The following is a 13,294-nucleotide window of genomic DNA, read 5'->3' as shown; positions in this document are numbered from 1 at the left end:
CCCCCCGCAACGCCCGCCGGATCGGTCCACCTCAGGCAAGCATCGCATCGGCTTCGCTCCGCGTGGGAATCGACCGCAGCACGAAGCTGCTGTTGATCGTGCTGACCGCCGGCAGCTTCCCCAGATGTTCCCGATGGATGCGTTCATAATCGTCGAGGTCGCGGCAGATGATCTTCAGCCGGTAATCGTTGGCGCCCGACACGAGGTTGCATTCGACCACGCCGATGATGCCGGCGACCGCGCGCTCGAACTGGGCAAGCTCCTCCTCCACCTGGGTGTTGAGGGTGATGTCCACCAGCGCCGTCACGCGGAAGCCCATGCGGCGCAGGCCGAAGCGCACGCCATAGCCGCTGATCCGGCCCGTGGATTCGATCGCCTGGATGCGCCGGGTGCAGGCCGATTGCGAAAGCCCTACCCGCTCGGCAATGCGGCTGACGGAGGTTCGCGCATCGGCCGCGAGCATCTTCATGATGCCGCGATCGACTCGGTCGATCTGCCCATCCGGGCTTCCTTGCATCAATCCTCCGATTTTCGGGGCCTTCATGACGGAACCATGCGTATATCCTGATGAGCAGCACCCATCTTTGCACGGATTTGCGGGCGCTATCGAGTTATATTCCTTTGCCATCAGGATTGCGATGGAGAGGCGGTCATGCGGATCGGCATACCCAAGGAAATAAAGAACCACGAATATCGCGTCGGCCTGACGCCCGCCTCCGTCGCGGAGCTGGTGGCCGCGGGCCACGAGGCCGTGGTGGAGACCAGGGCCGGCGACGGCATCGATTTCAGCGACCAGGACTATATCGACGCGGGCGCGCGCATCGTCGCGACCCCGGCGGAGGTGTTCGCCCAGTCCGACATGATCGTGAAGGTGAAGGAGCCGCAGCCGGGCGAGATCGCGCTGCTGGAGCCGCGCCACATCCTTTTCACCTATCTACACCTCGCCGCCGACAAGCCGCAGGCCGAAGGGCTGATGAAATCCGGCGCGACCTGCATCGCCTATGAGACGGTGACGTCCAGCAATCGCGGGCTGCCGCTGCTGAAGCCGATGTCCGAAGTCGCCGGCCGCATGTCCGTGCAGGTGGGCGCGCATTATCTGGAGAAGGAACAGGGCGGGCGCGGCGTGCTGCTGGGCGGCGTGCCCGGCGTGGCGCCGGCGCGCGTCGCCATCCTGGGCGGCGGCGTGGCGGGCGTGAATGCCGCGCAGATGGCCGTCGGCATGCGCGCGGACGTCACCATCTACGACATCAATAACGAGCGGCTGGCCGAGCTGGACATGTTCTTTTCCAGCCAGATCAAGACGGCCTATGCCTCCAAGGCGGCGATCGCCGAGGCGGTGCGCAAGGCCCATCTGGTGATCGGGGCGGTGCTGGTTCCGGGCGCGGCCGCGCCGAAGCTGGTGACGCGCGACATGCTGAAGACGATGAAGCGCGGTTCGGTGATGGTGGATATCGCCATCGACCAGGGCGGCTGCTTCGAAAGCAGCCATGCCACCACCCATGACGACCCCGTGTTCGTCGAGGAAGGCGTGATCCATTATTGCGTGGCCAACATGCCGGGCGCCGTCGCCCGCACCTCCGCCTTCGCGCTGAACAACGCCACCCTGCCCTTCGCGCTGAAGATCGCCAATCTCGGCGCCGAAGCCGCGATGGCAGCCGATCCGCACCTTGCGGCCGGCCTCAACATCTCCGCCGGCAAGATCCGCCACGCGGCCGTCGCCGAAGCCCTTAACCTGCCGTTGAACTGACTCCCCCCCATCCCCCGTCAGTTCCGGCAGGAGGCCGGGATCGCCTTCCCCCAGTCCCTTATCCGGGGAAGGCGATCCCGGCCTTGTCGTATCCGCAGTCTTTCCTGGGAATGTGGTTCTGGGCTTAACGCCCCATCTGCGCGCGCATCATCTCGAGCTGACCGAGGCGCTGTTCGATATCGCCGCGCCAGGGCGCGTTTTCGGGGCTGCGCGCCAGCAGCCCGCGCCAAATCGCTTCGGCCTGATCGAACTGGCCGGCCTGGGCGAAGGCGAGGCCGAGGAAGAAGGGTGGCCCCGGATGATCGGGCTGGATCTGCGCCGCGCGATCGAAGGCGAGCTTCGCCGCCGGCGACATGCGGCCATCGGCATAGACCACCAGCGCATTGCCCAGCCCCACCCAGAGATCGGCGCTGCGCGGATTGCGGTTGAGCCCGGCGCGGAGCGTGGCGATGGCATAGGCATCGAGGCCCTGTTCATGCAGGTTCTGCGCGGCCTGGAGGACGTTGGCGTCGCCGCCCACTTCCGGGAACATCGCTGCCCGCTCCTGCGCCGTCGCCGTATCCGGCTGGCGCGTCGCGGCGCGGGGGGGCGTGGGGCTGCCGGCCAGCGTGGGGCTGCCCTGCCAGGCATAGCCCGCCAATCCGAGGAACAGGGCCGCGCCCGTCAATTCCAGCCCGCCGCGCGGCAGTCGGCCGAATTTCCACAGCAGGCCGAGCACGGCCAGCGCCATCGCCGCGATGATCGCCCAGCCCATCAGCGCTTCCTTTTCCTGAACCGGCCGCGGGCAAGCCACGCGCCCGCTGCGATCAGCACCGCCGGCAGCACCCAGAGCGGCCATGTCAGCCGATCGAGCGGCGGATCGTAGCTCACCCAATTGCCGTAACGCTCGATCAGCCAGCCGCGCACCTGATCGGGGGTTTCGCCGGCGGCGATGCGGCTGCGGACGAGCGCGCGCATGTCGCCCGCCATCTCCGCATCCGAATCCGCGATCGACTGGCCCTGGCAGACGAGGCAGCGCAGCGTCTTCATGAGCGCGGTGGCCCTGGCCTCCTGCGCGGGGTCGGGAAGCTGGCTGTAGGCAAGCTCGGCCGGGGGCATCGCCGAATCCGCCAGCGCGGGCGCCGCCATCGCCATGGCCAGAAGGATCGCCAGCCGCCTCATCGCGCGGCCTTCACCGCCGCCAGGATGGCGGGCACGTCCTCGGGCCGGATCTCGCCGATATGCTGGTGGCGGATGATGCCCTTGCCATCGACGACGAAGGTTTCGGGCACGCCGGCGGAACCCATCGCGATCTGGACGGCGCTCTGCGTGTCGCTGCCGATCCGCTGATAGGGATTGCCCCAGCGACCGAGGAAGCCGGCCACATCCTCCGGCCGATCGCGGATGGCGATCGCATCGATCTTCACGCCGGCTTCGGCCAATTGGGTGAGTTGGGGCGCCTCCGCCGCGCAGGGCACGCACCAGCTGGCGAAGACGTTGAGCAGGCGCGGCTCGCCCTTCGCGAAATCGGCGGTGGAAAGGCCCTGCATGCCCGGCGCGCCCGAGGGCAACACGAATTGCGGCAGCGGCTTGCCGACCATCTTGGACGGGATCACCCGGCTTTCCGGCCGGATCAGACCGGTGGCGAAGGCGCCGACGAAGATCAGGAACAGGATCAACGGCGCCCACAGGATGATCCGCACGGTCCGAAGCTTCATGCCCAGGCCTCCTGCGCCAGGCGGCTGCGGCGTTCGCGCAGCACGCGGCCGAGCAGCGAAAGCGCGCCGCCCAGCGCGATCAGGCCGCCGCCGATCCAGATGAGGGTCACCCACGGCTTCCACCACAAGCGGAGCTGCCAGCGGCCCTGATCGTCCGAATTGCCGAGCACGACATAAAGCTGGCCATCGAGCACGGTGGTGATCGATGCCTCGTTGGTTTCGGTGGGCGGCGCATAGAACATGCGCGACTGGGTGGTGAGCCTGCGTGCGGGCGACGTGCCGCGCGTGGCGGTGAGCGTGGCTTCCACCGCCGTCCAGTTCGGGCCGGCCACGGGCTCGACGCCGTCGAAGCGGACCGCCCAGGGGCCGACGCGGTGCGTTTCGCCCGGCCGGGCAGCCACCAGCGTTTCCTTGGTGAAGGCGGTTTCGGATGCCATGCCGACCAACGCCACGGCCACCCCGAGATGCGCGATCACCATCCCCCAGATGAACAAAGGCGTGCGGCGGAGCTTGCGCTTCCACAAGGGCGCCACGCTGGCCGCGGCGACGCCCGCCGCCAGCACCAGCCCGAGCAGCGGGAAGATGCCGATGGGCGGCGCCCAGATGGCCAGCGCCAGCAGCGCCAGCGCCGTCAGCAGCGCCGGCACGGCGAGGCGGGCGACCAGCGGCCGCCAGTCGTCCCGCCGCCATTTGAGCAGCGGGCCGGCGGCCATCACCACCATCAGCAGCAGGGCGATCGGCCCGGCGGCACTGTTGAAATAAGGCGGGCCGACCGAAAGCTTCTCCCCCGTCATTGCTTCCGCCATCAGCGGATAGAGTGTGCCGACCAGGACGATGCCGAGGATGGCGGAGAGCAGCAGGTTGTTGACGACCAGCGCCCCTTCCCGGCTGATCGCCTCGAACTGCGATCCTTCCTTCACCGTGCCCACGCGTAGCCCGAACAGGGTGAGCGCGCCGCCGATATAGATGACCAGCAGGCCGAGGATGAAGGCGCCGCGCTGCGGATCGACCGCGAAGGCGTGGACCGAGGTGAGGATGCCGGAACGGACGAGGAAGGTGCCCACCATGCTCATGGAGAAGGCGACGACGGCCAGCATCACCGTCCAGGCGCGCAGGCCGTCGCGGGTGGCCAGCACCGTCACCGAATGGAGCAGCGCCGTCGCCGCCAGCCACGGCATCAGCGAGGCGTTCTCCACAGGGTCCCAGAACCACCAGCCGCCCCAGCCCAGCTCATAATAAGCCCAGTAGCTGCCGGCAGTGATGCCGAGGGTGAGCATGATCCACGCCGCCAGCACCCATGGCCGCATCGCGCGGGCGAAGGCGGGGCCGACGTCGCGGGTGACGAGCGCCCCGACCGCGAAGGAGAAGGCGACCGACAGGCCGACATAGCCGAGGTAGAGCGTCGGCGGATGGAAGGCGAGGCCGGGATCCTGCAGCAGGGGGTTGAGGCCGTTGCCCTCGGCCGGCGGCGGGCTCACCCGTTCGAACGGGTTGGAGGCGAAGAGCAGGAAGGCATAGAAGCCGAGGCCGATGAACGCCTGCGCGCCCAGCGTGGCGATCAGCGTGCGTTCGTTGAGATTGCGTTCGAACAGCGCGACGGCGCCGCCGGCCAGCGCCAATATGGTCACCCACATCAGCATCGAGCCTTCATGGTTCCCCCAGGCGCCGGCGAAGCGATAGAGCAGCGGCTTGGCCGAATGATCGTTGGCGACGACCAAGGCGACGCTGAGGTCCACGCGCACGAACAGGATGATGAGGCACGCGAAGGCGATGGCGACGAGGATGCCCTGCACCACCGCGATCGGGCGCACGCTCGCCATCAGCTCGCCCCGGCCGCGCAGGCCGAGGACCGCCAGCAGCAATTCCAGCCCCGCGAGCGCCGCCGCGAGCCAGAGCGCGGCGAGACCGGCCTCCGCGATCATGGCTGCCTTCCCTGCCTGGCGGCCTTGTCCTTTTCGGATTTCATCGCGCTTTCCATCTGCGGCGGCATGTAGCGTTCGTCATGCTTGGCCAGGATATTGTCCGCCACGAAGATGCCGTCCGCGCCCAGCCGCCCTTCCGCGACGGCGCCCGATCCTTCCTTGAACAGATCGGGGGTTATGCCCCTGAAGCGCACCGGCGCGGTCGCCCCCTCGTCCGTCAGCAGGAAGCGAATGGTGACGCCATCGGCATCGCGGGCGATCGATCCCGGCACGACCATGCCGGCAAGCCGCATCGGCTTGTCGACCGGCACCTGCCCCTTCGCCACCTCGCTCGGCGTGCGGAACAGCGCCGCGGTGTCCTTGAGCGCAGACATGGCGAGGAAGGCCGCGCCGATGATCGCGCCGACCGCGACGAGCGCCAGCACGAGGCGCTGATGCTTCGCCTTCATCGCGATTTCCTGACGGCGTCGGCCCGCGCCTCGGCCCGGCGCATGGCGGCATAGCTCGCCAAGGTCAGGCCGGCGAGGCCGGCGATGGTGATGGCGTAGGCGGCGATGATGAAGGGCCAGTGGTTCATGCGTCGGCCATCCGCTTCAGCCGGGCCTCGATCCGCGCCTCGGCAAGCAGGGCGCGCATCCGCATCAGCACGATCGCGCCGAACAGCATGGAAAAGCCGATGAGCGCGATCGGCAGCGGCCACAGGATCGACGGATCGATCGTGTTCTTGGTGAGCGTGATGCTGGCCGTCTGGTGGAGCGTATTCCACCAGTCGACCGAATATTTGATGATCGGAATGTTGATTGCCCCCACAAGGCCGAAGATCGCCGCCACCCGGCTGCCGCCCGCCCGATCCGCCGTCGCGCCGGCCAGCGCGATATAGGCAATGTAGAGGAACAGCAGCACCAGCATCGAGGTCAACCGCCCGTCCCATTCCCACCAGGTGCCCCAGGTCGGCCGGCCCCAGATCGATCCGGTGACGAGGCAGATGGCCGTGAACAACGCGCCCGGCAGCGCGACCGCGCGGGCCGCCACCGCCGCCAGCGGATGCCGCCAGACGAGCTGCATCAGGCTGGCGACCGCGATCCCCGTCCAGCCGCCCATGCCGAGCCAGGCCGAGGGGACGTGGACATACATGATCCTGACGCTTTCCCCCTGCAACTGCTCGGGCGGCGTGAGAAAGAGGCCGGAAAGGAGCGCGATCGCGGTCAGCACGGCGCCGCCCCAGCCAAGCCAGGGCGTCAGCGGACGGGCGATGCCCAGAAATCGATTGGGATTGGCGAAGATATGCATGCGTGGAGCGTGCTATTAGAGCAGGTCGCCGCGCTGGGGAAGCGGGCCGGCATGCGACAAAATATGCCCGCCGTTTCTTTTTGGCTGTTTTCCTGCCCGGCCAGGCCCCCTATGGCCGGCCGCGATGCCGACCGCCACGATCTCCGCCCCGCGCCCCGCCGACCATCCGATGCGCGGCATCCTGCTTCGGATCGGTTCGGTGGTGATGTTCGGCATCATGCAGGCGGCGATGAAGCTGGCCGGCGAACATGGCGTGATCGCGATCGAGATGGTGTTCTACCGATCGATCTTCGGCCTGCCGATCGTGCTGGCATGGCTGGCGATCGGGCCGGGCTTCGCCACCATCCGCCCGAACCGGCCGCGCGCGCATGTGTGGCGATCGATCATCGGGCTGTCGGGCATCACCCTGAATTTCACGGCGCTGATCCTGTTGCCGCTGGCGGACGCCACCACCATCGGCTTCACCGCCCCGATCTTCGCGACGATCCTTTCGGCGCTGCTGCTGCACGAGCATGTCGGCCGGCACCGCTGGCTGGCGGTGGCGATCGGCTTCCTCGGCGTGGTGGTGATCACCCGGCCGGGGGCGGCATCCGGCCTTCCCGCGATCGGCATCCTCGTGGCGCTGGGCGGCGCGGTCGGCACATCGGCGGTGACGGTGACGCTGCGCCAGCTCGGCTCCACCGAGACGGTGGGCGCGATCGTATTCTGGTTCTTCGTCGGCTGCGCGATCGTCGGCGGCATCGGCACGGCGATCTGGGGCAGCGGGCATGACGCCGCCACCTTCGGCCTGCTGACCATCGGCGCCTGGGCCGGCGCGGCCGCCCAGCTGCTGATGACGGCATCGCTGCGCGCGGCCCCGGTATCGACCGTGGCGCCGTTCGATTATCTGCAGATCATCATCGCCATCAGCCTGGGCTGGCTGATCTGGGCCACGGGCCCTTCGCTCGCCACGCTGGCGGGCGCGGCGATGATCGCCGGCAGCGGCCTCTACACCGCCTATCGCGAACATCGCCTGCGCCGCGATTCGGTGGCCGCGACGCCGCCCGTCTGACAGCCGGAAAAATCTGCGGTGCGAGTGCCCGGCGGACATGCCGCCGGGCACTCGCGATCAGGCGAAGGCGACGCGCACCCGCTGGCGGCGGCGCATCGATACGCCGACCACGCCGAAGCCGATGAGCATCATCGCCCAGGTCGTCGGTTCAGGAACGCCGGACGGCACCGGCTCCAGATTCGCGTTGAACCAGATATATTTGTTCTGGACCACGCGGTTCAGGCCGGAGGAAAGCGAGCCTTCCAGTATCGTGGCATTGCCGGCCCCGTCACCGAAACCGATGGCCGCGACCTGGCTGGTGTCCGTCTGGTCCCAACCCATATTCTTGTAGAAGAAGCCGATCTGGCCTTCGTTCGTCGGGATGACGAAATCGTCGCTGCGCAGCACGAGCTGGAACGAGTTGAGCAGATCGGATCGCCCATTATAGCGGCCGACATTGTCCCAGGTGACGATGAGCTGGCCGGGGGTGTCGAGCTGGTAATGCACCACCCCGCTATTCGCGCCGCGCGTATCGACATCCCCGAAGAACACCGAAACCAGCGGCGCATTGGCACCCGTCGGCCCCGTCGGCACATAAGCCGATATGCCGGCGCCAAAGCTGACATTGCCGTTATTGTTGATGTAGAGCGAACTGTAGGTGTTGCCATACAGCGTGAAGTTGAAGCCGAGATCGATCGGCCCGCTGAAGCCGTCGTCGTTCCGGCCGCTAGGATTGCCGATCCCCGGCGCGTTGCCGCCCCCGGTCATCACTACGATATCGCCGATATTATCGGTGTAGTAATTACCGGAGGACGTTAGCGACGACGCCGGAACGACAGTCGTATCCGCATAGGCGGCGCCCCCGACGAACATCGCCGACACGCCAAGCATGAATACTGAAAAACGCACAGGTCACCTCCCGTTGGGCGCGACCCCGGTTGAACACGTTATTATGTGGTTAATGCTCTGGCAATGATTATCATCAACGGCGATCGATCGTCCAGACAAATGCGACCTTCCCGGCAGGCCGAGTCCCTTATTCCGAAATGAAGAAACCCGCGCCTCGGCGGCCCATGCAAGACGGGCCGACGAAATTCGGCGGCCCGCCAGTTGCTTGCAAGGAATAACGCTCAGTGGCGGCCGATCAGGCGCCTTGCGATGCGGTCCGCCACTTCGGCGGAAGGATCGCCCGTCTCCGCGCTTTCCTGCCAGATCTGTTCGAGCCGGCCGGGGATATGACCGATTCGCCGTTCGACTTCGGCGCGGTCTGCGCCGCCCAGATATTCTAGGCCGACATTGATGATGCCGCCCCCGTTTATGACATAATCGGGCGCATAGAGGACGCCCCGCGCATGGAGGCGCGCGCCATCTTCCTTGGTGGCGAGCTGGTTGTTCGCGCCGCCGGCGACGACCGGCACCGAAAGCAGCGGAATGCTCGCTTCATCGAGGATGGCGCCCAGTGCGCAGGGGCTGAACACATCGGCCTCGACCCGGGCGATATCGCCGGCGGCCACCGTCTTCGCGCCCAGCTCCTCGGCCAGCCGCTCCGCGCGCGCCGCATCGACGTCCGCCAGCGTCAGGCGGGCGCCTTCGGCCGCGAGCCGGCGGGCAAGGCCGCCGCCGACGCTGCCGACGCCCTGGATCGCCACATGCACGCCGGCCACGTCATCCCGCTTCAGCGCGCGGCGAATCGCCGCCTTCACGCCCAGGAAAACCCCCAGCGAGGTGAACGGGCCGGGATCGCCGCCGGCCGCGTCGCTGCCCACCGGCAGGCCCGCGACATGGGTGGTCTGCTTGCGCACCTCGACCATGTCCGCATCGGTGATGCCGACATCCTCGGCCGTCACGTAGCGCCCGCCGAGCGATTCGACCGCGCGGCCGAAAGCCGCCAGCATTTCCGGCGTCTTGGTGCGATTGCGATCGGCGAGGATCACGCCCTTGCCGCCGCCCATGGGCAGGCCGGCCATGGCGTTCTTGTAGCTCATCCCCCGCGACAGGCGCAGCGCATCGGTGATGGCGTCGGCCCGATTCGGATAATGCCAGAAGCGCGTGCCGCCGGCCGCCGGGCCGAGCGCGGTCGAGTGAATCGCGATGATCGCCGTCAGGCCCGATGCCTGATCACGGAACAGGTGGACGCCCTCATGGTCGTCATAATCGGGGAAATCCCACGGCGCTGTCATCGACTCGACCTCTAGAAATTTTATTTCGCATCGCTGCAATAAAGTTTCTGGTCGAGAAAATCATCCCCAAAATCACCCGGCTTCCCAAGCCATAAGGTGATGGGGCGATCGACGGGGATCGAACCCGCAACCTCCGGTACCACAAACCGGCGCTCTAACCGATTGAGCTACGATCGCCACGACATTGCGTCGGTGGGCGGCTCCATAGGGGCGGTTATGCCACATCGTCAAGGAAAGGTTGCACGCCCTTTTCGCAATGCTTGCACTCCGCCACGGGCAGCGCCAAAGAACGCGCCGTGCTTTCTCAACGAACCCGATATGCAATACGCGCGCTCCTCCATCTGGGGGATCGTTATGGCGAGGGTCCGGTGCAGCTTCCGGAGATCGCGGAGGCGCAGAACATCCCGGCGAAATTCCTCACCGTGATCCTTTCGGAAATGAAGCGGGCCGGGCTGGTGGAGACGCTGCGCGGCAAGGAAGGCGGCTACTGGCTGGCGCGGCCGCCCGAGGAGATCACCTATGGCGAGATCGTGCGGCTGACGCGCGGATCGCTGGCGCTGGTGCCCTGCGCCGCCCGGCTGGCCTACCATCCGTGCGAAAATTGCGTGGATGAAGCGACCTGCCGGCTGCGCGCGGTGATGCTTTCCGTCCGCGACGAAACGGCCAACATCCTCGACCGCGTATCGCTTTCGGAGAAGATGGCGGTTTAATTTCGATTTAATCGCGATTTCCTGCCGAGCGATCGATCCCGATCGCCCGGAAATCGCGCCATCGGGTGGCGAAAGCGCCACCGGCTCCCGCCCGCTCCTTTCCCTCGGCCGGGTTCGGGGCCAGCATCGCGGCATGATGAAATCGATCGGCTTCCTGCCCCGCCTGGCCGGCATCGCGCGGCCTGATTTCCGCAATTATTACGAGACCCGCCACGCCCCGCTGGCGGACAGCTATTTCCATTTCGCCGGCTATGTCCGCAATCATATCGTCGACGGGCAGGAACCCGGCTTCGATTGCATTTCCGAATTCTGGACGGCCGATCCCGCGGCCATCGCCACGCTGCTGGCCGGCGAGGCCGGGGAAAGGATGCGGGCGGACGAGCGCAATTTCGCGGATTCGCCCAACATCCGCCCCGCCCTGGCCGAACCCGCGCCGACAGGCCGCCTCGTGCCGCTCGGCCCACGCACCGTCCAGTTCCTCGGCGGGCATGACAATGCCAGGTTGATCGCGGCGGTCGCCGCATCGGCCGGTGCGGAGGCCCTGACGCTCGATTTCCTGACGCCGTTCGACGCTGCGTCACGCGCGCCCTGCGACGCCCTGTTGATTCGGGAGGGCACGGCAGCCGCCGCCCCCTCCCTGCCATCGGGCTGGACGCTCCTTGCCAGCCTGCAGGTGGTGGCCGAAGGAGCGTTGCCGATATCGCATCAGCCCGCCGTCTGACCGCCATCAACCGGCAGCATGATGCCGGTGATGAAACGGGCGTCGTCGGATGCGAGGAAGGCGACGGCGGCTGCCACGTCCTCCGGCTGGGCAAGCGGCGCCATCTTCGGCGACATTCGCAGGATAAGGGCGAAATCCACGCCCTCGATATCGCCCATGCCGCCCGCGATCAGCGGCGTATCCACCCCACCGGGGCAGATGGCGTTCACGCGGACCTGCCGCGCGGCATATTCGATCGCGACCGTGCGGGTATAGCCGACGACGCCGGCCTTGGTGGCCGAATAGGCCGAGGCATAGGCCGCGCCCACGAGCCCCGAAGCGGACGCCATGTTAACGATATTGCCCTGGGTCTTCTCCAGATGGGGCAAGGCCGCCTTGGTGAGGTGGAAGATCGATGACAGGTTGATCGCGACAAGCTGATCCCAGCTTTCATCGCTGATCTCCGCCGCGTGGCCGAAGCCGCCGATGCCGGCGATGTTGCACAGCACGTCGAGCTTGCCGTGCCTGGCGACGACATGCGCGACGAGATCGCGGCACGAGGCGGCGGATGCAGCGTCGAACTGAACGGCACTGGCCCCGGAAAGGCCGGATGCGGTCTCTTCCGCCCCCGCCATATTGCGATCGGCGCAGATCACGATCGCGCCTTCGCTGGCCAGCCGCACCGCGCTTGCGCGGCCGATGCCCGATGCGGCGCCGGTAACCAGGGCGACCTTGCCCACCATGCGATTCATGCGTCACTCTCCTCGGTTGAAAGATTGCGCCCCCGCGTTTCGGGCAGCGCGAACAGGATGACCGGGAGAGCCGCGAAGCAGCTCAGCCCCAGCCAGAAGCAGGTCGTGCCAACGGACCCCCACAGGCGGGAAAGCCAACCGATCAGCAGCGGGGTGCCCACCATTCCCCAACGCCCGATAAGGTTATGGCACCAGCCATTGGCCGCTGCCCGGACATGGGTGGGAAACAGCTCGGCATTGAGGGTGAAGCATATCGTCCATGTGCCCAGCATCGCCTGGATGCCGACATAGCAGGCCGCGATCGCCAGCCAGCCGGTGGCGGCGTAGCAGATCATGACGAGAAGGCCGTTCGCCACGAAGAACAGGGCCGCCGTCGCCCGCCGGCCGATGCCGTCCATCAGGAAGCCGGCGGCAAGATAGCCGAAGAAGGCCGATCCCAGGCCGAAGGGCGCGATCAGCGCCAAATCCGCCGCCGTCCAGCCGCGTTCGTTGAGCACATAGAAAGTGAAGAAGAAGGTCGATACGACGGCGCTGAAATTGACGATCAGCCATAAGAGGCTCATCGCCACGAAGCGGCGCCTGAGGCCGGGCGCGACCAGCATCCGCAGCTCTTCCAGCGCATTGGACGGCGCAGCCTTGCGCGCTGTGAAAGCCGGCGTTTCGCCAAGCCGGAACCACAACAGAGGCAGGATGAGCAGCGGCGCCCCACCGACGAGGAACAGCCCCCGCCATGACAAGGACGTATCGAGCGCCGTCGCCAGCAGGGCCGCCGGCAGCGCCGCACCGAAGCTGCCGCAAGCCCCGAGCAGGCCGGCCGCGCGGCCGCGCAGCGCGGGCGGCAGGCTTTCCGACACGATCAGATAGGCCGTGGCGATCTGGGAGACCAAGGCGATGCGGGTGAGCGCCTGCACCAGCGTATAGCTTTCGATCGTCGGCATCAGGATCGTTGCGAGCGATCCGATCGAGAAGGCCCCGGCCGAAAGCAGCAGCACCGGCCGCCGGCCGAAGCGGTCGCTCAGCCGGATCACGAACCAGGCCGCGATCGCGCCCAGCCCGATCACCGAAAGCGATCGGCCCAGCCCCTCCGCATCCACGCCATAAGCCTTGCCGACGAAAGGCAGGACCACGCTGGTCAGGCTGATGTCGAAGCCTTCGAACATCACCACGAAGGCGAGCATCGCGATCAGGCCGATATCGGCCGCGCGCAGGCGTTGCGGAGTTCCCTCCGCCCGGTGAGGCTTCATCGGCGGATCACGGACGAGGGCG

Annotated in this window: 16 protein-coding genes and 1 tRNA gene; 4 read left to right on the top strand and 13 right to left on the bottom strand. The window is 67.2% G+C overall.

The annotated features are described in order from the left end of the window. Positions 1 to 31: 31 nt before the first annotated feature. Positions 32 to 517, bottom strand: coding sequence for an Lrp/AsnC family transcriptional regulator (locus G432_RS00865; RefSeq protein WP_236626827.1), 486 nt, complete (start codon positions 515 to 517; stop codon positions 32 to 34). Positions 518 to 652: 135 nt separating this feature from the next. On the opposite strand from G432_RS00865, the gene ald reads away from it, so the two are divergent. Beyond that, positions 653 to 1,747, top strand: coding sequence for an alanine dehydrogenase (gene ald / locus G432_RS00860; RefSeq protein ID WP_015456913.1), 1,095 nt, complete (start codon positions 653 to 655; stop codon positions 1,745 to 1,747). A 124-nt stretch (positions 1,748 to 1,871) separates the two neighbouring features. Here ald and G432_RS00855 read toward each other — a convergent pair whose 3' ends face one another. The 7 genes from G432_RS00855 to ccmC are packed head-to-tail and all read right to left on the bottom strand — an operon-like array spanning position 1,872 to position 6,656. Continuing rightward, positions 1,872 to 2,501 carry a cytochrome c biogenesis factor-like protein gene (locus tag G432_RS00855; protein ID WP_015456912.1) on the bottom strand — a complete coding sequence of 210 codons (630 nt, stop codon included), beginning with the start codon at positions 2,499 to 2,501 and terminating at the stop codon, positions 1,872 to 1,874. Then, positions 2,501 to 2,908 (bottom strand): cytochrome c-type biogenesis protein, encoded by a 408-nt coding sequence (locus G432_RS00850; protein WP_015456911.1) that lies wholly within the window; start codon positions 2,906 to 2,908, stop codon positions 2,501 to 2,503. Before G432_RS00850 ends, G432_RS00855 begins: the two co-directional genes overlap by 1 nt. Further along, on the bottom strand, positions 2,905 to 3,444 hold the full coding sequence (locus G432_RS00845; RefSeq protein ID WP_015456910.1) for a DsbE family thiol:disulfide interchange protein: 540 nt from the start codon (positions 3,442 to 3,444) through the stop codon (positions 2,905 to 2,907). The genes G432_RS00850 and G432_RS00845 overlap by 4 nt, the downstream gene beginning before the upstream one ends. Next, a complete protein-coding gene (locus G432_RS00840) occupies positions 3,441 to 5,366 on the bottom strand; it encodes a heme lyase CcmF/NrfE family subunit (RefSeq protein WP_015456909.1) in 1,926 nt (641 codons plus the stop codon). Before G432_RS00840 ends, G432_RS00845 begins: the two co-directional genes overlap by 4 nt. Continuing rightward, positions 5,363 to 5,815, bottom strand: a complete 453-nt coding sequence (gene ccmE, locus G432_RS00835) for a cytochrome c maturation protein CcmE (RefSeq protein ID WP_015456908.1) — start codon at positions 5,813 to 5,815, stop codon at positions 5,363 to 5,365. The genes G432_RS00840 and ccmE overlap by 4 nt, the downstream gene beginning before the upstream one ends. Then, a complete protein-coding gene (ccmD, locus tag G432_RS23075; RefSeq protein ID WP_144061961.1) occupies positions 5,812 to 5,943 on the bottom strand; it encodes a heme exporter protein CcmD in 132 nt (43 codons plus the stop codon). The genes ccmE and ccmD overlap by 4 nt, the downstream gene beginning before the upstream one ends. Further along, positions 5,940 to 6,656 (bottom strand): heme ABC transporter permease CcmC, encoded by a 717-nt coding sequence (ccmC, locus tag G432_RS00830; protein ID WP_015456907.1) that lies wholly within the window; start codon positions 6,654 to 6,656, stop codon positions 5,940 to 5,942. Before ccmC ends, ccmD begins: the two co-directional genes overlap by 4 nt. A 124-nt stretch (positions 6,657 to 6,780) precedes the next feature. Between ccmC and G432_RS00825 the strand changes: the two genes are divergently transcribed. After that, a complete protein-coding gene (locus tag G432_RS00825; RefSeq protein ID WP_015456906.1) occupies positions 6,781 to 7,707 on the top strand; it encodes a DMT family transporter in 927 nt (308 codons plus the stop codon). Positions 7,708 to 7,764: 57 nt separating this feature from the next. Here the strand turns inward: G432_RS00825 and G432_RS23985 are convergent, their stop codons facing one another. From G432_RS23985 to G432_RS00810, 3 genes are all read right to left on the bottom strand, one after another. Then, positions 7,765 to 8,577, bottom strand: a complete 813-nt coding sequence (locus tag G432_RS23985) for a nidogen-like domain-containing protein (RefSeq protein ID WP_015456905.1) — start codon at positions 8,575 to 8,577, stop codon at positions 7,765 to 7,767. Positions 8,578 to 8,816: 239 nt separating this feature from the next. Beyond that, the gene (locus G432_RS00815) at positions 8,817 to 9,866 is read right to left on the bottom strand and encodes a Leu/Phe/Val dehydrogenase (RefSeq protein ID WP_015456904.1); all 1,050 of its coding nucleotides are present in this window, start codon (positions 9,864 to 9,866) and stop codon (positions 8,817 to 8,819) included. A 100-nt stretch (positions 9,867 to 9,966) separates the two neighbouring features. Further along, positions 9,967 to 10,043 (bottom strand) — tRNA-His (locus G432_RS00810). 119 nt (positions 10,044 to 10,162) lie between these two features. Between G432_RS00810 and G432_RS00805 the strand changes: the two genes are divergently transcribed. Beyond that, positions 10,163 to 10,576, top strand: a complete 414-nt coding sequence (locus G432_RS00805; protein WP_015456903.1) for an RrF2 family transcriptional regulator — start codon at positions 10,163 to 10,165, stop codon at positions 10,574 to 10,576. Between the two features lie 133 nt (positions 10,577 to 10,709). Further along, positions 10,710 to 11,297 (top strand): EthD domain-containing protein, encoded by a 588-nt coding sequence (locus G432_RS00800; RefSeq protein WP_015456902.1) that lies wholly within the window; start codon positions 10,710 to 10,712, stop codon positions 11,295 to 11,297. On the opposite strand, the gene G432_RS00795 is transcribed toward G432_RS00800, so the two are convergent. After that, on the bottom strand, positions 11,282 to 12,028 hold the full coding sequence (locus G432_RS00795; RefSeq protein WP_015456901.1) for an SDR family NAD(P)-dependent oxidoreductase: 747 nt from the start codon (positions 12,026 to 12,028) through the stop codon (positions 11,282 to 11,284). The genes G432_RS00800 and G432_RS00795 overlap by 16 nt on opposite strands. Beyond that, on the bottom strand, positions 12,025 to 13,272 hold the full coding sequence (locus G432_RS00790) for an MFS transporter (RefSeq protein ID WP_015456900.1): 1,248 nt from the start codon (positions 13,270 to 13,272) through the stop codon (positions 12,025 to 12,027). The genes G432_RS00795 and G432_RS00790 overlap by 4 nt, the downstream gene beginning before the upstream one ends. Positions 13,273 to 13,294: the final 22 nt, after the last annotated feature.

The organism is Sphingomonas sp. MM-1, from assembly GCF_000347675.2.
GTDB lineage: Bacteria > Pseudomonadota > Alphaproteobacteria > Sphingomonadales > Sphingomonadaceae > Sphingomonas_E > Sphingomonas_E fennica.
Note: the sequence above shows the minus strand (reverse complement) of the source record. Positions and strands in the feature narration are given on the sequence as shown.